This window comes from Streptomyces sp. CA-249302, from assembly GCF_050936785.1.
In the GTDB taxonomy this organism is placed as follows: Bacteria; Actinomycetota; Actinomycetes; order Streptomycetales; family Streptomycetaceae; genus Streptomyces.
The window spans coordinates 5553580-5576330 of record NZ_JBNJMG010000001.1; the positions used below are offsets into that span (position 1 = coordinate 5553580).

At 72.6% G+C, this 22751-nt stretch carries 17 protein-coding genes and 1 pseudogene; 8 read left to right on the top strand and 10 right to left on the bottom strand.

Annotated elements, in window-relative coordinates; genetic code table 11:
* Positions 1-152: 152 nt before the first annotated feature.
* Positions 153-2209 (top strand): annotated as a pseudogene (locus tag ACQEWB_RS24990) (PhoX family protein).
* Positions 2210-2217: 8 nt separating this feature from the next.
* Here ACQEWB_RS24990 and ACQEWB_RS24995 read toward each other — a convergent pair.
* Positions 2218-3156, bottom strand: a complete 939-nt coding sequence (locus tag ACQEWB_RS24995) for a LysR substrate-binding domain-containing protein (RefSeq protein WP_432834601.1) — start codon at positions 3154-3156, stop codon at positions 2218-2220.
* 182 nt (positions 3157-3338) lie between these two features.
* On the opposite strand from ACQEWB_RS24995, the gene snpA reads away from it, so the two are divergent.
* Positions 3339-4001, top strand: a complete 663-nt coding sequence (snpA, locus tag ACQEWB_RS25000) for a snapalysin (RefSeq protein ID WP_432834603.1) — start codon at positions 3339-3341, stop codon at positions 3999-4001.
* Positions 4002-4259: 258 nt separating this feature from the next.
* On the opposite strand, the gene ACQEWB_RS25005 is transcribed toward snpA, so the two are convergent.
* Positions 4260-5231 (bottom strand): endonuclease/exonuclease/phosphatase family protein, encoded by a 972-nt coding sequence (locus ACQEWB_RS25005; RefSeq protein ID WP_432834605.1) that lies wholly within the window; start codon positions 5229-5231, stop codon positions 4260-4262.
* A gap of 67 nt (positions 5232-5298) precedes the next feature.
* Complete coding sequence (locus ACQEWB_RS25010) at positions 5299-6042, bottom strand: alpha/beta fold hydrolase (protein WP_432834606.1); 744 nt, start codon at positions 6040-6042, stop codon at positions 5299-5301.
* A 78-nt stretch (positions 6043-6120) separates the two neighbouring features.
* Here ACQEWB_RS25010 and ACQEWB_RS25015 point away from each other — a divergent pair, with 78 nt between their 5' ends.
* A complete protein-coding gene (locus ACQEWB_RS25015) occupies positions 6121-7509 on the top strand; it encodes a PLP-dependent aminotransferase family protein (protein ID WP_432843993.1) in 1389 nt (462 codons plus the stop codon).
* Here ACQEWB_RS25015 and ACQEWB_RS25020 read toward each other — a convergent pair.
* Together ACQEWB_RS25020 and ACQEWB_RS25025 are read right to left on the bottom strand one after the other, a co-directional pair.
* A complete protein-coding gene (locus ACQEWB_RS25020; RefSeq protein WP_432834607.1) occupies positions 7488-8078 on the bottom strand; it encodes an HAD family acid phosphatase in 591 nt (196 codons plus the stop codon). The genes ACQEWB_RS25015 and ACQEWB_RS25020 overlap by 22 nt on opposite strands.
* Positions 8079-8133: 55 nt before the next feature.
* The gene (locus ACQEWB_RS25025) at positions 8134-9108 is read right to left on the bottom strand and encodes a hypothetical protein (RefSeq protein ID WP_432834608.1); all 975 of its coding nucleotides are present in this window, start codon (positions 9106-9108) and stop codon (positions 8134-8136) included.
* A 189-nt stretch (positions 9109-9297) separates the two neighbouring features.
* On the opposite strand from ACQEWB_RS25025, the gene ACQEWB_RS25030 reads away from it, so the two are divergent.
* Positions 9298-9843: an SH3 domain-containing protein gene (locus ACQEWB_RS25030; protein WP_432834609.1), complete on the top strand. Its 546-nt coding sequence runs from the start codon at positions 9298-9300 to the stop codon at positions 9841-9843.
* Positions 9844-9929: 86 nt separating this feature from the next.
* Here the strand turns inward: ACQEWB_RS25030 and ACQEWB_RS25035 are convergent, their stop codons facing one another.
* Positions 9930-10397: a hypothetical protein gene (locus ACQEWB_RS25035; RefSeq protein ID WP_432834611.1), complete on the bottom strand. Its 468-nt coding sequence runs from the start codon at positions 10395-10397 to the stop codon at positions 9930-9932.
* A 120-nt stretch (positions 10398-10517) separates the two neighbouring features.
* Here ACQEWB_RS25035 and ACQEWB_RS25040 point away from each other — a divergent pair, with 120 nt between their 5' ends.
* Together ACQEWB_RS25040 and ACQEWB_RS25045 are read left to right on the top strand one after the other, a co-directional pair.
* The gene (locus ACQEWB_RS25040) at positions 10518-11756 is read left to right on the top strand and encodes a PP2C family protein-serine/threonine phosphatase (RefSeq protein ID WP_432834613.1); all 1239 of its coding nucleotides are present in this window, start codon (positions 10518-10520) and stop codon (positions 11754-11756) included.
* 69 nt (positions 11757-11825) lie between these two features.
* Positions 11826-12992 (top strand): hypothetical protein, encoded by a 1167-nt coding sequence (locus ACQEWB_RS25045; RefSeq protein WP_432834615.1) that lies wholly within the window; start codon positions 11826-11828, stop codon positions 12990-12992.
* 36 nt (positions 12993-13028) lie between these two features.
* Here the strand turns inward: ACQEWB_RS25045 and ACQEWB_RS25050 are convergent, their stop codons facing one another.
* From ACQEWB_RS25050 to ACQEWB_RS25065, 4 genes are all read right to left on the bottom strand, one after another.
* Positions 13029-13253, bottom strand: a complete 225-nt coding sequence (locus tag ACQEWB_RS25050) for a hypothetical protein (protein WP_432834617.1) — start codon at positions 13251-13253, stop codon at positions 13029-13031.
* Positions 13254-13357: 104 nt separating this feature from the next.
* Positions 13358-14593: an amidohydrolase gene (locus tag ACQEWB_RS25055; protein ID WP_432834619.1), complete on the bottom strand. Its 1236-nt coding sequence runs from the start codon at positions 14591-14593 to the stop codon at positions 13358-13360.
* A 116-nt stretch (positions 14594-14709) separates the two neighbouring features.
* Positions 14710-15474: an NPP1 family protein gene (locus ACQEWB_RS25060; protein WP_432834621.1), complete on the bottom strand. Its 765-nt coding sequence runs from the start codon at positions 15472-15474 to the stop codon at positions 14710-14712.
* A gap of 75 nt (positions 15475-15549) precedes the next feature.
* Positions 15550-16314 (bottom strand): NPP1 family protein, encoded by a 765-nt coding sequence (locus ACQEWB_RS25065; RefSeq protein WP_432834623.1) that lies wholly within the window; start codon positions 16312-16314, stop codon positions 15550-15552.
* Between the two features lie 282 nt (positions 16315-16596).
* On the opposite strand from ACQEWB_RS25065, the gene ACQEWB_RS25070 reads away from it, so the two are divergent.
* Both ACQEWB_RS25070 and ACQEWB_RS25075 read left to right on the top strand, forming a co-directional pair.
* Positions 16597-20310, top strand: a complete 3714-nt coding sequence (locus tag ACQEWB_RS25070; RefSeq protein ID WP_432834625.1) for a hypothetical protein — start codon at positions 16597-16599, stop codon at positions 20308-20310.
* A gap of 184 nt (positions 20311-20494) precedes the next feature.
* Entirely contained in the window at positions 20495-21064 is a 570-nt protein-coding gene (locus ACQEWB_RS25075; protein ID WP_432843995.1) for a hypothetical protein, read from the top strand.
* Positions 21065-22751 lie beyond the last annotated feature (1687 nt).

Consider the following 22751-nt stretch of genomic DNA (forward strand, 5'->3'; position numbering starts at 1 on the left):
TCTTGGGCAGGGGCGGGGGACGGGAAACGTCCCGCTGTCAACACCCCCTCGGCTTCCCGGGGTTCACCTTCAGTTCATTCGTTCGCAGCGCCATCGCACACGCATGCCCCTAACGTCACGTCCACACCAAGGAATCGCAAGGGGAGAGCAAAGTGCGCAAGCTGCTGCCGATCGTCACGCATCCGGGTGGGCGCTCCGCCCTCACCTGCCGGTTCCGCTGCGGAGACGCCTGCTTCCACGAGGTGCCCAACACCAGCGACAACGAGTACGCCGGCGACGTCATCGCCGGTGCCATCGGCCGGCGTTCGATGATGCGGGCCGCCGCGGTCGTGACGGTCGCGACCGCGACCGGCGCGGCGGCCGTCGGTGGGGCCCAGCCGGCGAGTGCCGTCGGCCGGCGACAGCCGTACACAAAACCCACACCGCCCAAGGGCGCCCGCGGGCTCCGCTACTCCTCCGTCGCCCCCAACACCCTCGACTCCGTCGTCACCCCGGACGGCTACGGCCAGAACGTCGTCATCCGCTGGGGCGAGCCCATCCTCCGCGGTGCCCCCGCCTTCGACCCGGAGAACCAGACCGCCGCCGCGCAGGCCGGGCAGTTCGGGTACAACAACGACTTCCTCGCGCTGCTGCCGCTGCCGGGCGAGCGGGGGCGGCAGGTGCTCGTCGCCAATCACGAGTACACCGATGAGATCCTGATGTTCCGGGGGTACGACGCCGCCGATCCGACCCGTCGGCAGGTCGAGGTTGCCTGGGCCGCTCATGGGTTGTCCGCGGTGGTGGTTGAAGGGGACCGGGAGAGCGGGCGGCTCGTCGCCGTTCCCCGGCATCCGCTCAACCGGCGCGTCACCGCCACCACCGAGTTCCGGCTCACCGGGCCCGCCGCCGGCAGCGACCTGCTCAAGACCTCCGCCGACCCCAGCGGCACCAAGGTCCTCGGCACCCTCAACAACTGCTCCGGGGGACGACGCCATGGGGGACGACCCTGCACGGCGAAGAGAACTTCAATCAGTACTTCGCCAACAGCAGCCGTGCGACGGACAAGCGGTACGGGATCGGGACCGGGGCGACGGAGAGGAAATGGGAGCGGTTCGACGCTCGCTTCGATGTCGCTCAGGAGCCCAACGAGGTGCATCGGTTCGGGTACGTCGTCGAATTCGATCCGTACGACCCGGATTCCACTCCCCGCAAGCACACCGCGCTGGGGCGGTTCAAGCACGAGGCCGCCACCGTGCGGCTGACCGAGGACGGGCGGCCCGTCGTCTACTCCGGGGACGACGAGCGCTTCGACTACTTCTACAAGTTCGTGAGCAGCAAGCGGATGAGGCGCGGCGGCTCCCGGGCCGTGCGGGAGCACAATCTCTCGCTGCTGGACGAGGGGACCTTGTACGTCGCCAGGCTCACCGGTGACTCCCCGGTGAGCGAGATCGACGGTACGGGCAAGCTGCCCGCCGACGGGGAGTTCGACGGCAGCGGCGAGTGGATTCCGCTCGCCACCGCCTCCTCCGAGGGGGCCGTCTCGCACGTCGACGGGATGAGCGCCGAGGAGGTGTTCGTCTTCACCCGGCTCGCCGGGGACAAGGCCGGCGCCACCAAGATGGACCGGCCCGAGGACATCCAGCCCTCCCCGCACACCGGCAAGGTGTACGTCGTCCTCACCAACAACACCAACCGCGGTGTCGGTACGAACGCCAAGGCCGACGAGGCCAACCCGCGCAACGCCAACAAGCACGGGCACGTACTGGAGTTGACGGAGCGTCACAATCGGGCGGAGAGCACGGCCTTCGCCTGGTCCCTCTTCCTCGTCGCCGGTGACCCGGAGGATCCCGCCACCTACTTCGCCGGTTTCCCCAAGGACGAGGTCAGTCCCATCTCCTGCCCGGACAACGTCGCCTTCGACCCGTACGGCAACCTGTGGATCTCCACCGACGGCAACCAACTCGGTTCGCACGACGGCCTGTTCGGGGTCGCGACCAAGGGCGAGCGGCGGGGTGAGCTGAAGCAGTTCCTGACCGTTCCGACCGGGGCCGAGACCTGCGGGCCCGTCATCCAGGAACGGCGCGTGCTCGTCGCCGTGCAGCATCCGGGTGAGGTCGACGGGGCGTCGGTGGAGAAGCCGGCCAGCACGTGGCCCGACGGGCCCGGGAAGATCACGCGGCCGGCCGTGGTCGCCGTATGGAAGAAGGACGGCGGCGACATCGGCGTCTGAAACACCGCCTACGGGAGGGCCGGGGCCGGGGGTACGCCCTCGTGTTCCAGCCATTCCCGGTAGGCCGGGGACTGGTGGGCCGTCTCCCGGTACGCCTCCTGGAGCGCGGGCAGTGCGCCGTCGAGGTCCGTCTCGGTGCGGGCCGCGAGCAGGAGGCGTACGACCAAGGGGTCGCCGTGCAGGCGGCGGACCGCCGTGTCGGGGCGGGAGAGGGCCGTCGGCTGGCAGACCGTGACCACCTCGCCGGTCGCGACCAGGGCGGCGGCCGTGTGGTAGTCGCCGTGCAGGACGTGCGGGCTGATGCCGGCCCCGCGGAACATGCGCTGCACCGCGTCCCACTCACCGTCCACCGTGGGGTCGATCATCCAGCGGTTCCCGGCCAGTTCGCGGACGTGGACCACGGGGTGCGCGGCGGCCGGGTGGTCGGCGGGCAGGGAGACGAACTGGGGCTCGCGGTCCATCAGGACGCGCAGGCGCAGGCCCTCGGGGACGCGCAGCGGGCAGCCCTCGACCTCGTGCACGAAGGCGACGTCCAGCTGACCGTCGGCGACCATGCGGAGCAGGGCGTTCGGGGAGACGTTCATATGGAGGGTGGGGTCCTGGCCGGCGGTGCGCAGCCGGCGCAGCCAGCCCGCGAGGGCCTTGCTCGCGGTGGAGCCGACGCGCAGTTCGGGGCCGCCGGTCGCGGCGGCGCGCGCCTCGCTGACCAGGGAGCGCATTTCGGCCACCAGGGGGCGGGCGCGGCTGAGCACCAGACGGCCCAGCGGGGTGGGGCGGCAGCCGGTGCGGGCGCGGACGAACAGCTCACCGCCCAGCTCCTGTTCGATCCGGCGCAGCTGGGTGCTCAACGACGGCTGGGCGACGCCCAGTTGGCGCGCGGCGCGGTGCAGACTGCCGGTGTCGGCGATGGCGCACAGCGCGCGGAGGTGCCTCACCTCTAGGTCCATGCCCTCGGAGCGTAAAGCGGAACCCAAGGTTTCACCAGACGCACAAACCCCGCCCGCCACAGGCGAATTGGGCGCAACGGCCGCGGTGATACGGCCGCGCTATCGCCGGTTGCCATCATCACAGCCGCCCCACGGGCGCCGACACTCGCATCGACGACTCACCCCCCACCCAGGAGTCCTCGATGCGCATGTCCAGTTCCATGTCCGTTTCCATGTCCCGTGCGGCGGCCGCGGCCGGCCTGAGTCTCGCGGTCTTCGGTCTGGGTACGGCGGTTCCGGCCGCCGCCGCCCCCACCGCGTACTCCGGCTACACCGGCTCGGCCGCCGAGGCCAAGGCCGACCAGGCGTTCTTCCAGGCGGTCCTGAAGTCCGTCGCCGAGAAGCGCGCCGCCCACCCGAACAGCGCCGCCGCCGTCACCGTGGTCTACGACGCGTCCCGTGCCCCCACGTTCAGCGCCCAGATAGCGCGCAGCGCCCAGATCTGGAACAGCGCCGTGTCGAACGTGAAGCTCCAGTCGGGCTCCAACGCCGACTTCAGCTACCGCGAGGGCAACGACTCGCGCGGCTCGTACGCCTCGACCGACGGTCACGGCAGCGGGTACGTCTTCCTGGACTACGCGCAGAACCAGGAGTACGACTCCACCCGCGTGACCGCCCACGAGACCGGGCACGTCCTCGGTCTGCCGGACCACTACGAGGGCCCGTGCAGCGAGCTGATGTCCGGCGGCGGGCCCGGCCCGTCCTGCACCAACTCCCAGCCGGACGCCAACGAGCGGGCCCGCGTGAACCAGTTGTGGGCCAACGGCTTCCAGGCGGCGCTCGACAAGGCCCTCACCAAGAGCTGACCCGCCCCCCACCGGATGCGGCCGCCCTCCTGCACAGGGCGGCCGCATCGAGGGCGGCGGGCGGCGTCGTACGCGTCGTTCCCGCAGGCCGCCATCAGCGCGGCGATCGTGCGGTAGGTGCCCGCGACCGCGGCCCGCTCCGGCACCCCGGACCTGAGTGGCCAGGCGAGCAGCGCGAGCAGCAGGAGCAGCCCCGACACGGAGGCCACGGCGGCCCGGTTGATCGGAGTGGCCCGCTGGGGTTGCAGGTCCCGGGCATCAGCGCTGGTGAAGCGTGATGTCCACGACGAGGGCCCGGTGGTCGGTGTCGGCCAGCCGCAGGAAGCGGGCGCTGCTCGCCGAGAAGTCCTTCGACACGAGCACGTGGTCGATCTGCGCCCCGAACGTCGGCGTGAGCCGGGCCGGCCAGCTCGGCGTACGGTCGTGCCCCGCGAGCCGGGCCGCGTCGCGCACCCCGGTGTCGAGGATGCGGCGGAAGGCGGCGTGGTCCTGGGAGGCGTTGAAGTCCCCGGCGAGGATCAGGGGCGTGCGGGTGGCGTCGGCGACTTCCCGGAGCCGCCCCAGCTCCCTCTTCCACACGCCGACCTGCCCGGGCAGCGGGGGCATCGGATGCGCGAGCTGGAGCCGTACGTCATGGCCGCGCACGTCGGCGACGGCACCGGGCATGCCCATGGTCCCGTCCACCCCGGCGGTGGCCTTCAGCGGAAACCGGCTGAGGATGACCGACCCCTCCGAACCCCCGGCCACCACGGCCTGCCGATACGGGTACCGACTCCCGAACTCCCGCCGCAGCGTGCTCTGACAGGTGTACTCGCACTCCTCCACGAACACGATGTCCGGCTTCCGCGCCCGGACGACCGGCACGAGCGCCCCCGTCCCCCGCCCGAACTCGACGTTCGAGGCAAGCACCCTGACCTCGGCGACCGGCGTCCCCCCGGGCTCGTCCGTCTTCCCGTACGGCTCGATGAACCACGCCAGCAGCGCGAGCACGGCAAGCGACCACACGATGCCGAGGCGCCAGCGGGCGAGCAGGGCGAGTGCGAGTGCGAGCCCGGCGGGCGCCAGCAGCCAGGGCAGGAAGGCGAGGACCTGAGGCACGGGAGTGATCCCATCGGTGTCCCCGACCCGGCACCCGACGACGACACTCACGCAGACCAGCAGCAGCCCGGCGACCCAGGCACCGAAACGCCGGGGACCTGCGGCCCCCGGACCCCCGCTTCGTCCCTGCACGGGCCTCGTCCTCGATCTCCCCCGGAGGGGGGACCCCCAGACGGGCTGTGTCGTCACCGACAAGACATTACGGGCGTATCTCCACGCGCGCCATAAACTCGTCCAGCACCTCGTTGAACTCCCCCGGCCGCTCCAGATTCGGCAGATGGGCCGCCCCCTCGATCACCCGCAGCGTCGAATCCGGCAGCGCCGCGCGCATCGCCTCCGCGTCCGTCACCGGCGTGTACGTGTCGTCGGCGCCCACCACGACCAGTGTCGGGACCGTGACGGTCGTCAGCAGGGCGCGGTAGTCGGGGCGGGCCGCGCGGGCGCGGAGGGCCGCCGCGGCGGACTCGGGGCGGGTGTTCGTCATCATGCGGTGGACGTGGGACTTCACCTCGGGGGGCGCGTACGGCGCCACCATTTTCTCCAGTACCTCGTCGGCGTACCCCCGCATGCCCTCCCGGAGGAGGCGGTCGGCCATGGCGTGGCGGGTGCGGACGCCCTCGGGAGTCTCCGGCGCCGGGAACGTGTCCGCGAGGACCAGGCCCCGGACGCGGCCGGGGAACTGACGGTAGAAGTCCATCGCGATCTGCCCGCCCATGGAGAGGCCGGCCAGTACGCAGGCCTCCACTCCGTGCTCGTCCAGCAGGGCCGCCACGTCCTGCGCGAACTCTTCGAAGTGTGTGACGGCGGCCGGGCTGGTGCCGTAACCGCGCAGGTCGGGGGCGATGACCCGGCGGGAGGCGGAGAACGCCGCCAGTTGGGGACCCCACATCGTGTGGTCGAAGGGGTGGCCGTGGATCAGGACCAACGGGACTGCTGCTGCCATGGATTCGACCCTAGGTCGGGTCAACTCCTCGGTGCAATAAGATCTTTGCCCTCGGTGCAATCCACGGACGGGGTCCTCATGCCGTACGACTACCGGCGCATCGCCGACCGCATAGCCGCCGACATCACCGCGGGCCGCCTCCGGCCCGGCGAACGGCTGCCGCCGCAAAGGAAGTTCGCCCGCCGGCACGGCATCGCCGCCTCGACGGCCGAACGGGCCTACGGCGAGCTCGTGCGGCGCGGGCTGGTGGTGGGCGAGGTCGGCCGGGGGACCTTCGTGCGGGCCGCGGAGGGAGGGCCGGTGGGACGGGCGCTCACCGAGGCGACGAGCGGCGGGGTGACGAGCGGCGCGGCGGCGGGCGGCGTGGTGGGCGTTCCGGCGTCGTCGGGTGCCGTGGCCGCCGTGAACATGGAGCTCAACTATCCGTCAGCGCCCGGCCAGTCCGAGCTCCTCGCCCCGGCCCTCGCGCCGCTCCTCCGGCCCGACGTGCTGACCGAGGCCCTGCGCCCCGCCACCGGCACCGCGCCCGCCCGCGAGGCCGCCGCCGGTCTCCTCGCCACCCCGGGCTGGCGGCCCGCCCCCGGGCAGCTCCTCTTCACCGGCAACGCACGCCAGGCCATCGCCGCCACCCTCGCGTCGCTGGTACGGCCGGGAGGCCGGGTCGGTGTCGAGGCGCTGACGTATCCGCTGGTGAAGGAGATCGCCGCCCGGCTGGGGATCACCCTCGTTCCGCTGGAGACGGACGAGGAGGGGCTACGGCCGGAGAGCGTCCGTGGCGCGCGGCTGTCCGCGCTGTACGTCCAGCCGACCCTGCACAATCCGACGTCGGTGAGTACGACGGCCGAGCGGCGGGCCCAACTTGCCGTAATCGTCCGCGAGTTGAATCTGCCCGTCGTCGAGGACCGCATCTGGTCCTTTCTCGACGACTCAGGCCGGGATCCCCTGGCCGCCCTCGTCCCGCACCTCACCCATGTCGTCGACGGGCTCTCCAAGCGGGTCGCGCCGGGGCTCACGGTCGGGATGCTCGTCGTACCCGAGCGGCGGGCGGAGGTGGTGGCGGAGGCCGTGCGCTCCGGGGGGTGGAACGCGGGGCGGTTCGCGCTGGAGGCGGGGGTGCGGTGGATCGAGGACGGGACGGTGGAGCGGCTGGTCGAGGCCAAGAGGGCGGACGCGGGCGCGCGGCAGCGGCTCGTGGCCGAGTGTCTCGGCGGGTTTCGGGTGCGGTGCGATCCGCGGGCCTACTTCGCCTGGTGGGAGCTGCCCGCGCCGTGGCGGGCGGACACCTTCACGGCCGCCGCGGCCGCGCACGGGATCGCCGTCACCCCGGGGCGGGCCTTCGCAGTGGACCCGCACCGCACGCCGGACGCCGTACGGCTCGGGCTCGCGTCGGCCGCAGTGCCCGAACTGGCGCGGGCACTGCGGACGCTCGCTGCGATCGCCCGAGCTCAGTCGAGCAGGCCGTCGTAGTCCGGCAGCTTGTAGGTGGTGTCGGCGTAACCGCCCGCCAGGTCGGTCGTGTTGTTGCCGATGTTGGCGATGATGTCGTAGCCGTCCGCCTCGATCGCCTTGCGCGAGTTGGTCTTGAACGTCTGGATCGACTGGGTCAGCAGCTGCGCGACCGTCCGCGCGTACAGGCCGTCGACCGGGTAACCGACCGACGTCAGGTTCGACTTGGTGATCGAGTTGAACAGGTTGCTGCGGGCGCTGATGAAGAACACGCTGACGCCCTCGGCGTGCGCGTCCTGGGCGAGGGCGAGCACCGGCGGGGTGGCGGGGGTGTCGGTGCTGGTGCCCTCGAAGTAGGACTCCAGGGCGGTGTTGTCGATGTCCAGCACGATCGCCGGCTTGGCGCCGGAGGTGTTGGCGGCGACGCGGCCGTCGATGTAGGACTGCGCGGGCGTGGTCACGGCGGCCACGTCGGACAGCCACTGGGCCTCGGTGACGGTGGCGGCCTGCGCGGTCATGGCGGTGGCGAGCGACAGGGCGAGGCCGGTGACGACGGCCGCGGCGGCGCGGCGGGGGGTCAGGCGCATCATGGGCTGCGGGCTCCTCGGGGGTACGGCAGCCGCGGGTTCCGTACCGCGGCCGTCGTCATCCCACGCTGCTGGCCCCGGGAGTGGAACGGGTGACTCCTGATGGATCACCCGGTGACGTGACGGTCATGTTCAGGTCAGAAGCCTGTGGATCCGCCCTGAGCGGCGCCGGCGCGGGAGCCCGGCCGGGCAGCCGGACGTAGCGGCTCAGCCAGGCGCCGGCCGCCACCGCCAGGCCGAGGGCGACCAGCAGCCAGGAGGCCTGGCGGAGGGTCTCGGTCAGGGCGTCGTAGATGGCGCCCGCGGCCGGGCGGCGGGCCGCTTCCGGCAGGTCGTCCAGGGTGAGGCGGCGGCCGATCGCCACCGCGAGGCCGAGCAGGGCGCCGCCCAGCGCCGTACCGAGGCCGGTCGCGGTGACCGCGCGGCGGCGGCAGGCGGCGACCGCGATGCCGGCGACCGCGAGGACCACGGCCGACAGCGGGAGCCAGAAACCGGCGACTTCCAGCACGTGGAACCCTTTCCGGAGCCGGTCCAGGTCCTGGGCCGGGACGACGGAGACCGCGGTGTGCTCGACCGGGATACGGGCCGCCAACGGCACGTGGTCGTCCGCGAGTCGGCGCTTGACCTGGGCGGTGACCGGCGCGAGGTCGACGGTCACCTCATGCTCGCGCTCGTCGCGCAGGGCGTGCAGCACGGCGTCGGCGAGGGCCCGGTTGCCGGCGTCCCAGGCCAGCCGGAAGGCCTCGGTGCGGGTGAAGGACCGCACCGCGTCGTGCACGAAGGGGCGCACGCTGCCGCGCACGGGACGGACGTCGGCCCGCCGGCCGACCTCGTCCATGATCCCGGCGCCGACGGTGTCCGCGACCGCGTCGCGTACGGCGGGATCGGCGGCCAGCGGCTGCATGGCGGTGACGTACCGGCCCGTGTCGGCGAGCCCGTACGCCGCCCAGGCCGCGAGCGCGCCGCAGGGCGCGAGGAGGCAGGCGAGGGCGATCAGAGCGGCCGACAGGACGCTCCTGAGGCGTGTGGGCACCCTTTCAGGCAAGGGCGTGGGGGCGGGCTGCGCGACTCGTTTGACTGCATATGGGCGCATACGACAAGCCGAACGGGGGCCGGTCCGGGGACGGGGCCCGGGACCTTGGCGGAACTGGGCACTCCGCTCTCCGGTGGAGGCTTCACCCGAACGGGTGTCTCATGGTGCTGGGGAGAAGGAGGCCGATCAATGCGCACCACTCCGGCCCTGCGGACCCTGGCCGCGACCCTGCTTGCCGGCGGCACGCTGTTCGCCGCGGCTGCGGGGACGGCGGCGGCCGCCACCACGCCGACAACAGTCGACGGTCATGGAGGCGGCGGATCCGGGAGTCCGATCTGGGGCACCATCGTCTCCCGCACCGCACTCAACGTCCGGTCGGGACCCACCGTCAACTCACCCGTCGTCGACCAGCTCTCGCCGGGCAGTCAGGACCGCGTCCAGTGCATGGTCCAGGGGCAGAGCGTCAACGGCAACCCGTACTGGTACTGGCTCGTCGGCGCCCAGGGCTGGGCGAGCGCCGCCTTCGTGGACACCGGCGGACAGTGGGTGCCCACCTGCGCGGACCCGTGTCCGCAGTGGCGGGACGGCAACTGGTCCAACGCCAACTGGAACGACCCGAACTGGGACGGCTCCTGGGCCGCCTCGGGTTCCGGCTCCTGGAGCGCCTCGGGCTCGTGGAGCTGGAGCGCGGCCGGATCCTCGTCAGGGGCGTGGAACTGGCTGCCGGGTTGGTGAGGGAAGGGAAACACAGGGGGGTGTACGGCCCCGGCAGCCCGCCGGGGCCGTACACCTGTCCGCCCGTGCTCCGTCCGCCCGCGCGCTCAGCGGACGCGGTTTCCGGCGGCGTCCTCGCGGGTGTAGTAGCGGTAGAAGAACACCAGGAAGACGCCCGCCGTGACGGCCACGCCCAGGGCCACCGACCGGTAGATCGACTCGCCGGTCTGGCTGTACAGGAACCCGACCGCGGCGCCCGCGAAGCCGGACTTCACCAACGAGTGCAGTTCGCGCTTGAGCAGCGGCGCGAAGGTCGCGACGGCGATGCACAGCACGATGAACGCGATCGCGGTGACGAAGCCGAACAGGATGTTCCAGCCGGTGATCTCACCGCCGCCGCGGCGGTTGGCGGCCGCCCAGAAGCCGTAGACGAGACCGAGGACGACGGGAATGCCGTACCGCCCGACCGTGTGGACCCGGTCGTCGAACAGGTCGGGCGTACGGGTGGGCCGGGCGGCCCGGTTCGACCTGACCTTCGCCATCATGCCGCCGTGCGCGGGTGCCGCTTGAGCCATGAGAGGACTCCTCTCTCTCCTCGCCCCCGCCTTCCAGAGCACACCTGGGGGAGGGCCATGGCAAGTCGGCGGAAGGGGTGATTCGGCGCGGCCACGCCCGGATGCGGGGGGTACGGGGGCGTGTTTCGCTGGGGCGGTGAGCGGGCGTGGGTTGCGGGCGGCCGGGGGCGGCGCGGGGCGCTCGACCGGTTGCCGCGGGCCGGACACGAGGACGCCCTCCAGCGGCACCAGCTGCTGCGGGTACGCGGGCGCAGCGTCGCCTGGGTGCCGCCCTTCCTGCTGCTCCTGTGCATCACCTACGTCGACTTCAACACCACCGGCGAGTTCCGGATCATCTCCTGGATCGTGCTGGTGCCCGGTATCGCCGCCGCGATCTGCGGGGTGTGGGGCACGGCGGTCTTCGCGGTGCTCGCGCTGGTGACGTACGTCGTCGCCGACCACGCCTGGCCGCACCAGTACCAGACCGGCCTGCCCGACTTCATCCTCGTCGCCGTCGGCGGCATCCTGTCGATCCTGGCCTGCTCGGTCCGGGTCCGCGGCGAGCGCCGGATGCTGCACATGCGGGACGTCGCCGAGACCACCCGCCGTACCGTGCTGCGTCCACTCCCGCCGGACTGGGGCGGCCTCGAACACGCCGCCGTCTACCTCCCCTCCGACGTCGAGGCCCGTGTCGGCGGCGACTTCTACGACATCCAGCCCGGCCCGCACGGCACCCGCGTCCTCGTCGGCGACGTCCAGGGCAAGGGCCTCGGCGCGGTCGAGGCGGCCGCGGCCCTGCTCGGCACCTTCCGCGAGGCCGGCTACCACGAGGCCGACCTCGCGACGGTCGCCGACCGCCTGGAGGTACGGATGCTGCGGCACCGGCTCCACACCACCGCGCTGGGCCGCGAGGACGGCGACCGCTTCGCCACGGCGGCGCTGATCGGCTTCCCGCAGGACGACGACTCCGCGGTGGACGTCGTCCTGTTCGGCCACGACCCTCCGCTCGTCGTCGCTCCCGAAGGTGTACGTCAACTCCCGCCCGGCGACGGCCTCCCGCTCGGCCTCGGCGAACTCGCCGGCGAGGGCCCGCCGCCCGTGCACCGCGTGCCGCTCGCGCCCGGCGAGACGCTGCTGCTCACCACCGACGGCGTGACCGAAGCCCGGGACGGCGACGGGGAGTTCTATCCGCTCGCCGAGGACCTGGCCCGCGCGGTCGCGGCGGAGCCGCGGGTCGCCGCACCCCGGCGCCTGGTCGCGTACGTCCGGGACCGCACGCTGCGGCACTGCGCCGGGCGGCTCGCCGACGACACGACCGTCTTCGCGGTACGCCGGCGCGCTCCCGGTGAGTTGGGCCGAAACGGGCGTTTGCGGTCCTGAGGCCCACCTTTGCAGCCGCAGCGGTTACGGTGCTGACGTAAGTGATCGACGGGGGCTGGGGAGGGAACGATGAGCGGAACCGTGCTGCTGCTGGCCGCCGCGCCGGCGGGCAAGGGGTGCATGGTCGACGCGGCGTCCGTCCTTCCCGTCCTCGCCGCGGTCCCGCCGTCCGTGCTGTCCGGCACGGACACGGCCAACGTCGTCGAACTCGCCGATCCGCTCGAACCGCAGGCGGTACTGACTCGCCTGCGGGCGGCGGCGGTTGCTCCGGGACCGCTGACCCTTTTCGTCACTGGGCAGTTGCAGCTCGACCGGCGGCAGCGGCTGCCGCATCTCGCGCTGGCCCGGACCACGCCGGCGACGGTCCGCTACACGGGGTTGCCCTGGCAGTGGATCCGGGAGGAGTTCCGGCTGCGGCCGGTGGGGGCCACGACGCTCTTCCTCGACCTGCATGCCGATACGGAGAGCTGGGAGTGGTTGCGGGCGAATCGGCTCGACTCCGGGTACAACAACGCGGTCTACGGTCGGATCGCGCCGCCGCGGTCGGGGAGACGGGCGGTGGCTGTGCCGACGTATATGAAGGCGGTCGCGACGATTCTGCGGAGTGGGCTGCGGCCGCATCCGGTTGACCTTCATCAGCAGGCGTTGGGGAGGGTGGGGGCGGACGGGTATGCGGACCTGTTGCTGTCCGCGGGTGGTGTCGGGGCCGGTGTCCCTGGGGGCTCCGCCCCCAGACCCCCCTATCGGCCCGGAGGGCCTCGTCCTCAAACTCCCCCAGAGGGGGCACCCCCAGACGGGCTGAAAGAACAGGAAGCCGACCCTCACGCCGTTATCTCCGCCGCCGTCCAATCGGGTCGCCATCCCGATGCCGACGCGATCGCCGCCAGGCACGAACAAACCGCCCTCCGGACCCACGGCGTCGGCTCCGAACAGGCGCTGCACTGGGCCGAAGTCCGCGCCGATCTCGCGATGTTCGCCGGTGACCCCGTGCGCAGCTGCCGGACCTGGCTCGGCGTCGCCGCGGCTCGGCTGGCCGCGGGGCAGGCCGTGGACGCGCCCGCCGTCGAGGCCGCCGTGGACCGGGCCCATCACCAGTGGGGGCGGATCAGGGACCCCGAGGCCGCCCGGGAGACCGGGAACCGGCTGGCCGAGCTGCGGGCTCGGGTGCCAGGGCGTCGGCAGGGTGCGCTGGACCATGTGCGGCGGCAGTTGCGGCAGTTGCAGACGCAGGTGTGAGACTCGGCATGCGCGCCCGGGACGATGAAGGGCGGGCTACACCTCACCGGTGGCGAACAGCTCCAGATGCCCGCACTTGGGACAGCGGAAGGCGTCTATCTGCCGCCGGGGCCGGCCCAGCCGCTTGGCGCCTCCGAAGGGCCCTCGCTCCAACGCGCCCTCGATCCAGCGCGCATACCCGCGCGAGTGCTCGCCGGCGTCCTCGATGAAGCCGTCCATCAGGCCGACGGTGCCGCAATAGGTGCACTTGTAGTTGTTCACCCGATGAGCTTAGGAAGCGTCGCGGACGTCAAGGACACCAGGTGTCCGCGAACTGGCCCAGTGCCACACGGTCCAGGACCGGCCCATCCGAACCCGCACCGCCCCTAGACCAGATAAGCCAGCGCCCCCGACACCAGCGTCCGTACCCCCGGTGCCACCGTCGTCAGGTCCGGGGCGAAGTGGGGGCTGTGGTTGCTGGGGACGGCCAGGAACTTCTCCATCAGGTCGGTGCCGGGGGCCGCGTCCCAGGTCTCGGGGGAGGTGGAGGTCACGAACCAGTAGGAGTACGGGAGTTCGCCGACCGCGAGCCGGGAGAAGTCCTCGCTGCCCATCGCCGGGCCCGGGTCGAAGACGGTCGCGGCGCCGAACACCTCGCGGTGCACGGCGGCGATCCGCTCGTCGGTCTCCGGGTCGTTCACCGTCACCGGGAACGCGTCCCCGAGGGTCACCTCCGGCTCGCGCGGACAGTCCGCGGCCCGGCACTCGCCCTCGGCGATCCGGCGGATCGCGGCGACCATCCGGTCCCGTACCGCCTCCGACTGGGTGCGCAGGTTGAGGGAGATACGGGCGGTGGCCGGGATGATGTTGGGCGCCGTGCCCGCCTCGATCCGGCCGACGGTCAGTACGGCCGAGTCGCGCGGCGCGATCTCCCGGCTGACCACCGTCTGCAGGCGGGTGACGATGTACGCGGCCGTCACCACCGGGTCGACGGTCGTCTCCGGGCGCGAGCCGTGCCCGCCGCGGCCGTGCACCACGATCTCGACGTCCGTGGTGGCCGACATGATCAGACCCGGTACGTGGGCGTACAGGCCGACCGGCCCGGGCGCCACATGCTGGCCGAGCAGCACGTCGGGGCGCGGGAAACGCTCGTACAGCCCGTCGGCGACCATCGCGGCCGCGCCGCGCCCGGTCTCCTCGGCGGGCTGGCCCACCACCAGCAGCGTGCCGTGCCAGGCCGCCCGCCCGGCGGCCAGTGCCTCGGCGGCGCCGACCAGCCAGGTCACATGCATGTCGTGCCCGCAGGCGTGCATCACCCCGGGCACCTCGGAGGCGTAGGGCAGCCCGGTCTCCTCGGCGACCGGCAGCGCGTCCATGTCGGCGCGCAGCAGCACGGTCGGGCCGTCGCCGTTGCGCAGGACGCCGACGACGCCGGTGCCGCCGACGCCCTCGGCGGTCTCGTACCCGGCCTTGGTGAGCCGCTCGGCCAGCTTCCCGGCGGTGCGGTGCTCGCGCAGGGACAGCTCGGGGTGGCGGTGCAGGTCCCGGTAGAAGTCCTCCAGACCGGGGACCGGGAGGTCGGCGGTGAGGTCCAGGGCGGTGCGGGCGGCGGCAGAGGTCATCCCGGCAGCGTACGCAGAGCGGCCGCCGGTCGGACGTAAAGGATTGGACGTAAAGGGGCGGCCGCCGACGCGAGGGGGGAGTGGGCGTCGGCGGCCGCGGTCTGCGGGGCCCGGGGTCAGAAGGCGGGGACCTCGGCGGGGCGGGCCTTGTTGATGTTGTCCTGGAAGTTGCCGGTCAGCGGGAAGTTCGCCTTGCCCCACTTGGAGTTCCACAGGGCGTTGCGCGGTGCGTCGGCCATCTGCTGGATGTCGACCGGGGCCGGCTTGTCCCAGCCGCCGTTGCCCCAGGCCACCGGCTTCTCGCCCCACTTGGCGAAGCGGAAGGCGTGGGTGCTCGCGCCGTCCTTGTGGTAGACGATCTGGACGTGGTTGCCGTCCATCGGCACCTCGTTGATCGGGTGGGTGCTGTAGCCGCCGTGCCGGGAGGCGGCCAGGTAGCGGGGCCGCTCCTCACCCTGCTTCTGGAAGACGATGACGGACTCCCAGTCGTTGCGGTGGCCGAAGGCGTCCGCGCCGTTCAGGGTCTGGTCCTTCTCGAAGTACAGGGCGTAGATGTAGGCGCACCAGCCGTTCTTGCACCAGGCCTGGGTGTACGTGTTCGCCTTGCCGAGGTGGTCCGTGCGGCAGCCGCCGGTGATCGACCCGCTGTTCTTCAGGCCGCCGTTGAGGTGCCCGCTCGCGTCGACGGCCGCCGCGGGGAAGCAGCTGTCCGAGTCGTAGTCCCACTCCGGCATGTACTTGAGCTCGAAGGTGCCCGCCTTCTGCGGCAGCGGGTTCAGGATGGCGGCGTTCGCGCTGCCCGCCAGGCCGACGGCCAGTGCGGTGGCGCTGAGCGCGACGAGGGTGGTCTTGGCGGCGTGTGACTTGGTTCGCTGGAACATGCACCGAGACTGACGACCGGGGAATTGATCCGCACCCCCCTTTGATCAGGGCGATCAATTCCCCGGCCGGGTCGGTCAGGCGTACGGGTCGAAGCCGATCCCGCTCGGCAGGGCCTTGTTCAGGTGGTCGTCGAACTTGGAGTCCTGGAGCGGGAAGTTCGCGTCGCCCCAGTCGGAGGCGTTGAGGATGTCGCGCAGGTTGGACGCCATGTTCTCCCAGGTGAGCAGGTTCTCCTGGTGCCAGGCGGCGTCGTCGTTCTCCGGGGTCTCGCCCCACTTGGCGAACCGGAAGTCGTGGGTGCTGATGCCGTCCTTCTGGTAGACGACCTGGACGCGCTGGCTGACCATCGGCACGTCGGCGACGGCCTCGGTCTCGAAGTCGCCGTGCTGGGAGGCGGACAGGTACGACGGGGTGGAGTCGCCCTCCTTGACCCAGACGACGATGCACTCCCAGTCGTGGCGGTGCCCGATGCCCGGGGAGGCCTCGTCCTTCTCGAAGTAGCTGGCGTAGATGGTCCCGCACCAGCCGTTGTTGCACTTGGTGCGCGAGTAGGTGTTGGCGTGGTCGAGGTGACCGGTGCGGCAGCTGCCGGTGACCGAGCCGGTCGGCTTGAGGCCGCCGTTGAGGTTGCCGTCCGGGTCGATGGCGGCGGCGGGGTAGCAGCTGTCCGTGTCGTAGTCGTACAGCGGCTCGAAGTTCTTCTCGTACGTCGTCGCGTTCTCGGGGAGGTTCTGCAGCACGCCCGCTGAGGCGCTGAACGGCAGGGCGACGGTGAGGGCGGCGGCGCTGCCCATGACGGCGGCGGCGCGAGCGAGGCGGAGGGTGCTGGTTCGGGACATCGGGGGGCTCCAGTCGACGATCCACTCGACCCGGACATGACATCCGGGGGTCGACGGGAGACTGGCAAGCCGGAGGTTCGATGGAAAGGCTTTTCTACGAACGCGGGACGGCTTTTTGCCCAATTGATCAACTGGGGTTCACAGGAATGTGACTTCGGTCATCGGAGTCGTCGATTCCGGATAACCGCCTTCCCTGGGGTTTGTCCGGACGTTAGGTTTCCTTCACCTCAGACGCCTACGAACGTTGTGAAAGCCACCAGTGGGACGGAGGTGGGCGCGCCCGTGGGCCGACCCGAGAGACCTGTTGACCCCGAGGCCGGACCCGTCCAGCGCCTCGCCCATCAGCTGCGCGCGCTGCGGCAGGACGCCGGCAGCCCGTCGTACCGGACGATGGCGAAGACCGCCGGCTTCTCCGCGACCACGCTCTCCCAGGCCGCCGCCGGTGAGCGGCTGCCCTCCCTCGACGTCGTCCGCGGCTACGCGCACGCGTGCGGCGCCGACCCCGAGGAGTGGGTGCCGCGCTGGAAGGAGGCGGAGGCCGAGGCCGGTGGCACGGCCCGGCCGGACGAGGACACACCTCCCCCGTACCGAGGGCTCGCCCGCTTCGAACCGGCCGACCGTGAGCTGTTCTTCGGCCGGGACGAACTCGTCGCGGAGTTGCAGGACCTGGTCTGCGACCACCGTTTCGCGGTGCTGTTCGGGGCGTCCGGCAGCGGCAAGTCCTCGCTGCTGCGGGCCGGTCTCATACCGGGCCTGCAACACGGGATCGCCGCACGGGGACGCCCGGCGGTGCTGCGCGTGCTCACCCCCGGCGACCGGCCCGCGAGCACCTACGGGCATCTGCTGGCCCCGGCCGAGGACGAGCCGGAGGCCTGGGTGGTGGTCGACCAGTTCGAGGAGGCCTTCACCCTGTGCCGGGACCGCGCCGAACGGGCCCGCTTCATCGACCTGCTGCTCACCGCCCGCGACCCGGACAGCCGGCTGCGGGTGCTGATCGCCGTACGCGCCGACTTCTACGCCCGCTGCGGCGAACACCGGGGCCTCGCGGACGCCCTGCGCGGCGCGGGCCTGCTGGTCGGTCCGATGACCGCCGACGAACTGCGCCAGGCGGTGATCCGGCCGGCCCAGGCCGTCGGCCACCTGGTCGAGCGGGAGCTGACCGCCACCGTCGTCGACGAGGTCCTCGACCAGCCCGGCGGCCTGCCGATGCTCTCGCACGCCCTGCTGGAGACCTGGCGGCGGCGCAAGGGCCGGATGCTGACGCTCGCCGCGTACGAGGCGGCGGGCGGGGTGCGCGGCGCGATCGCGGCCACCGCGGAGGAGGTGTACGGCGAGCTGACCGCGGCCGGGCGCCGGGCCGCCCGGCAACTGCTCCTCCGTATGGTCGAGCCCGGCCGCGGCACCCCCGACACCCGCCGCCCGCTCACCCGCGCCGAACTGGCGGAGTGGGCCGACCCCGACGTACCGCCCGTCGTGGAACGGCTGGCCGCCGCCCGGCTGCTGACCGTCGACGAGGAGGGCGTCCAGCTCGCCCACGAGGCCCTGATCGGCTGCTGGCCCCGGCTGCACGGCTGGATCGAGCAGGACCGCGAGCGGCTGCGCCACCACCGCGCCCTGACCGAGGCCGCCCGCAGCTGGCTGGAGCACGACCGCGACCCCGGCGCCCTCTACCGGGGCAGCCGGCTCGCCCGCGCCGAGGAACTGTTCCCCGACCACGCCACCGACACCGCGCTCACGGTGACGGAACGGACCTTCCTCGCCGCCGCCCTCGACGCCCGCGCGGCCGAGCGCCGGGCCGCCGCCCGCGCCGGCCGCCGCCACCGCATCCTCACCGTCTCCCTCTCCGCCGTCCTCGCCGTCGCCCTGCTCACCGGCTTCGCCGTCTGGCGCGAGTACGACGACAACCGCACCCAGCGCACCCAGAACGCGGCCCGCCGGGTCGCCGACGTGGCCGACGCCCTCCGCACGACCGACCCGCGCACCGCCCTCCTGCTCGGCGCCGCCGCCTGGCGCGTCGCCGAGCTCCCCGAGACCCGCCGCGCCCTGCTCGGCTCCCTCGCCCAGCCCGAGACGGACACCTTCACCGACCCCGCCCCCGGCGACCGGACCCGGCGCTCCCTGGCCGACACCGGCCGCGTCCTGCTCAGCGCCGACGGCCGCGACTGGCGCACCTGGAACGTGACCACCCACCGCCCGGTCGGCTCCGGCAAGGTCCCGCAGGGCACGGTCACCGACGCCGGCCCGGACGCGCGGGTGCTCGCGGTGACCCAGGGCGACGGCATACGGCTGTGGAACACCGCCACCGGCCACTGGACCGGCGGGGCAGGCCTGTTGCGGGACGTCGGCGACCTCCGTTTCACCGGCGACGGCCGCGCCTTCCTGGCCACCGAGGGCGCCGACATACGGCTGCGCTCGGTCACCGACGGCCGGGTGCTGTTCGAGACCAGGTCGCCGGACACCGGGATCGCCGAGGTGAGCCGGGACGGCCGGTTCGTGGCCCTCTGCCCCTCCGGCGGAACCCCGCAACTCTGGGACACGACCGCCGACCGCGCCCTGCCCGGCGCCTGGCAGCACGACCGGGTCTGCGACGAGGACACCGCGTTCCTCGCACTCGGTGGCGCGGGCCGCCTGGCCGCCGCCACCGCCACCGGAGTCCGCGTCTGGGACACCGCCACCGGCCGCAGGCTCGCCGACCTCTACGACCCGGGCGTGCTCTACGCCTCCGTAAGCCCGAACGGCGACTTCGTCGCGACCGCCGACCGCTCCGAGATCCGGGTGTGGCGCCTCGCCTCCTCCGGAGCGCCCGTCCTCCGCCACGAGCTCAACAACCAGCACCTGTACGGCGGCCTGGTCTGGGACCGCGACGGCCGCACCCTGCGCTACCTGGAGGGCGGCACCGCCCACACCCTCGACCTCCGCGCGGCCGTCACCCCCGACTGGCGCGCCGCCCCGCTGAACGAGGTCCGCATCAGCCCCGACGGCCGTACCTACGCGACCGCCCGACGCACCGCCGGCCACTACACCTTCCAGCTCCGCACGACCACCGACGGCCGCCTCCTGCACACCTTCCCCCAACTCCCGATCCCCGTCTCCGCCGACCCGACCCTCCCCGTCGTCCCCGCCGACACGCTCCCACTGGCGGCGTTCAGCTCCGACGGCACCCGGTTCGCGTACGGCGTCTCGGCGCCCGGCCGGGACGTGCGGGAGCAGCCGGTCGCGGTCTGGGACCTGCCGCACCGGCGCGCCCTGACCCCGCTGAACCTCCCGGGCGGCGCGGTGCTCGACCTCGGCCTGGGAAAGGACGGCCGCAGTCTGTACGCGGTCCGCTCCGCCTACGTCGGTTCGCTGAGCGACGAGGTGTGGGACGTCGCCCGGCGGCACCGGACGGCGGTGCTGGCCGGTGTCGCCGGCACCCACTTCGCCGTCCGCCCGGACGCCGGGCTGCTGGTCGGCGAGGGCCGGGCGGCCCGACTGCCCTCCGGGCGGGCCGCCGGGCACGACCTGGTGCAGGGCGACGAGATCGGCGCGCTGGGCTTCACGGCCGACGGTTCGGTGCTGGCGGCCGGCGACCAGACGGGCCGGGTCGCGCTGTGGGACGGGGAGCTGAAGCACCGCGAGGGCATCCTCCGCAACACCTTCCCGGGCCCGCTCGGCACCACCCCCGAGGGCGTGACGGCCCTCGCCTTCAGCCCCGACGGCCGCACCCTCGCCGTCGGCGGCAACGCGGGCAGCCTCCAGCTCTGGGACGTCGCCACCCAACAACCCCTGGGCAGCCCCCTCACCACCCCCGGCGAACAGATCGACACGCTCGCCTTCAGCCCCGACGGCACGACGGTGTACGCGGGCAGCGCGAACGTCCCGCTCCAGCGGTACGTCGTCGATCCGGCGCGGGCCGTGGCGCAGGTGTGCGCGAGGGCGGGTGGCTCGGGCCTGACACGCGTCCAATGGCGGACTTACGTGCGGGAGGCGCCCTATCGGAAGGTGTGCGGGAGTTGAACGTGCGGGTTTCATGATTCCCGCCACCTGAGCGAAGTCATCTGGTTGCTCTCGGCTGCATGGCCAACATCCGCGGAACTGGTATGCCCGACAAGCTCGATGAGCCGGTCGCCGCTCGCATGGAACGCCAGCGCATCCTGGCATCGGTGGCCACGAGGTCATGCGCGAGCAACTCGCCCACCTGATGGGCTTCCTCGACCGCAAGGTGTGCATCCAGGTGCTCCCCTTCGCCGCCGGTCAACACGCCAGCCTCGTGGGCATACACCTGGACCTGACGAACGCGCGGTGGCATAAGTCCTCCGCGTCGCCGTCCGTGACTCCAAGAAGCCCGCCCACGGCATCCGCACCCTCTCGCCGGACGCGTTCGAGGCGTGGCGCCCAGGGCGAGATAGGCGCGTACCTGCGTCACGGCGCGGGCGCTGTCGTAGTCGCCCAGGACGTCGGTGGGGGCCCCGGGGAGGAGGGCCTCCCACCCGTCCGCCGTCACCGGGGCCTGGGAGGCCTGCGCGATCCAGCGGGCCGCGGCCGGGGCGGCGGTGCCGGTGAGGGTGGCGGCGTACCGGCTCTGCGCGGACAGGACGGACCTCGCGTCGTCCTCGATCAGCTTGCGGGTCAGCGACCGCATGTCCACCGTGCCGCGCAGGGCGCGCTCGGTGGCCAGGTTCGTCACGGCGCGCAGCAGGTCCCGCGGCAGCCCGCCGGACAGCACCTGGCAGAGCCACAGATAGGGGTCGGGCAGCCAGACACCGCGTAGTTCCAGCAGTTCACGGGCCTGTTCGAGGCCGAGCGGGTGGACGGCGACCACGCGGTCGAAGGCGCTGTCGAACGCGGTGCGCACGTCGAGCACATGCCGGCCGAAGGTGGTGAGCGCGTCCTCGGACACGGCGACCAGGAAGTGGCAGCCCCGGACCCCGAAGACGACCTTGAGATCGTTGAGGAAGCGCTCGGCCTCCTGCGGGCTGCCGAGCTTGTCGAGTTCGTCGATCCCGATGACGACGTGCCGGCGGGGGTTCCGTTCGCCCGTGACCTGGTCGAGGAAGTCGCGGAAACGGGCGACCAGTTCGGGGTACGTGAGGACCTGCCTGGTGTGCTGGACCTGTCCCGCGTCGGACACCTGGACCCCGGCGGGCAGGGTGAGCTGGGCGGTACGGCCGCGCTGGACCGTCAACTGGTAGTGGAGCGTGCGCAGATGCCGGGCGGCCATCGCCTCCACCCCGCCGCGCCTCAGGACGGGTCCGCTCGCCCGGACGGACAGCACCAGTGCCCAGACGGTGCCGGTGGTGGTGAGGACGCAGGCCCCGATGATCAGCAGCATCCGAAGCTGCCCGGTCATGGCCCGGGCCGCCGCGGTGAGTTGCGGCCACAGGAGGGTGCCGAGCAGCAGGAGGATGCCGGTGACCGTGGTCGCGACGGGGCCGATACCGCGGCTGAGGGCGCGGCGGCGGGCCGGGTCGTGGCCCGGGCGCCCGTCGTCGCCGGAGTTCTCGCCGGTGATGGTGCGGCAGACCTCGGCGAACATGTGGATCAGGAACTCGCGTGGGTCGTAGGAGGTCGGCGCGGGGACCATGACGAGGAGTTCGTCGACGGCGGACAGGGGGCCGCGGGTGCAGAACCTCTGCATGAGAGTGGACTTGCCGACGCCGCGCTGCCCGCTGAGGCCGATGTTGAAGCTCTCCAACGCGCCCAGGTGGTGGGCGATCTCGTCGGCCGCGGTGGTGCTCAGGAACTGGTCGGAGCGTTGGGAGCCGGTGAGGCGGGACGGGTCGATGCCGGGGAGGAGGGGTTCCGTGCCGGTGTCCGGGCCCGCGGTGAGCCGGTCGCGTATCTCCGGCATGACGCCTTGCTGGGCGACGGTGTTGAGCCAGGCCTGCCGGGCCTGGAGGGCGGCTTCCCGGTGGGTGCGCAGGTGCGGGAGGTCGGGCCAGGAGGCCGGCTTGTCGGCCAGGGCGGCGCGGACGCGTGCGGGGTGGGCGCGGGCGTAGAACCAGAGGAGAAGGAGGAGCACGCCGAGGCACGACAGGAGGAGGGCCAGCAGCGGCGCCGCGTGCTTGGGGACGAAACGGGCCAGGGCGGTGGACGCCGCGAAGCCGAACGCCAAGGTTCCGAGGTAGCGCCACATGAGTGAGAAGTAGTAGCCCGGCGGCTCGGACGTCGAATCGCTGCGCATGGGCCTCATGCGGGCCGCGACGGGGAGGGAGCCGCACAGCCCCAGGGCCAGCAGGCCGAGGTTCGCGCCGGCCGCGATGCAGATCGCTCCCAGCACCATGACCACGGTTGCCAGCGTGGCGGTCCCGTACGTCCGCGCCGCCGCCGGGCCCGCCCACCAGGGCACCCCGATCGCGTCTCCCATGCGCTCCCGGGCCTTTCGGTAGTCCTGGAACGCGCCGAGGGCCTTTTCGGCCACATCCCGCAGTTTGCCGGTCCTGACCTGCTCCACGAGC

Excerpts from the sequence above, each read along its gene's own strand:
- ACQEWB_RS24995 (WP_432834601.1), bottom strand. The coding sequence starts at position 3,156 with ATGGACCTAGAGGTGAGGCACCTCCGCGCGCTGTGCGCCATCGCCGAC.
- snpA (WP_432834603.1), top strand. The coding sequence starts at position 3,339 with ATGCGCATGTCCAGTTCCATGTCCGTTTCCATGTCCCGTGCGGCGGCC.
- ACQEWB_RS25010 (WP_432834606.1), bottom strand. The coding sequence starts at position 6,042 with ATGGCAGCAGCAGTCCCGTTGGTCCTGATCCACGGCCACCCCTTCGAC.
- ACQEWB_RS25015 (WP_432843993.1), top strand. The coding sequence starts at position 6,121 with ATGCCGTACGACTACCGGCGCATCGCCGACCGCATAGCCGCCGACATC.
- ACQEWB_RS25020 (WP_432834607.1), bottom strand. The coding sequence starts at position 8,078 with ATGATGCGCCTGACCCCCCGCCGCGCCGCCGCGGCCGTCGTCACCGGC.
- ACQEWB_RS25030 (WP_432834609.1), top strand. The coding sequence starts at position 9,298 with ATGCGCACCACTCCGGCCCTGCGGACCCTGGCCGCGACCCTGCTTGCC.
- ACQEWB_RS25035 (WP_432834611.1), bottom strand. The coding sequence starts at position 10,397 with ATGGCTCAAGCGGCACCCGCGCACGGCGGCATGATGGCGAAGGTCAGG.
- ACQEWB_RS25045 (WP_432834615.1), top strand. The coding sequence starts at position 11,826 with ATGAGCGGAACCGTGCTGCTGCTGGCCGCCGCGCCGGCGGGCAAGGGG.
- ACQEWB_RS25055 (WP_432834619.1), bottom strand. The coding sequence starts at position 14,593 with ATGACCTCTGCCGCCGCCCGCACCGCCCTGGACCTCACCGCCGACCTC.
- ACQEWB_RS25060 (WP_432834621.1), bottom strand. The coding sequence starts at position 15,474 with ATGTTCCAGCGAACCAAGTCACACGCCGCCAAGACCACCCTCGTCGCG.
- ACQEWB_RS25065 (WP_432834623.1), bottom strand. The coding sequence starts at position 16,314 with ATGTCCCGAACCAGCACCCTCCGCCTCGCTCGCGCCGCCGCCGTCATG.
- ACQEWB_RS25075 (WP_432843995.1), top strand. The coding sequence starts at position 20,495 with ATGGGCTTCCTCGACCGCAAGGTGTGCATCCAGGTGCTCCCCTTCGCC.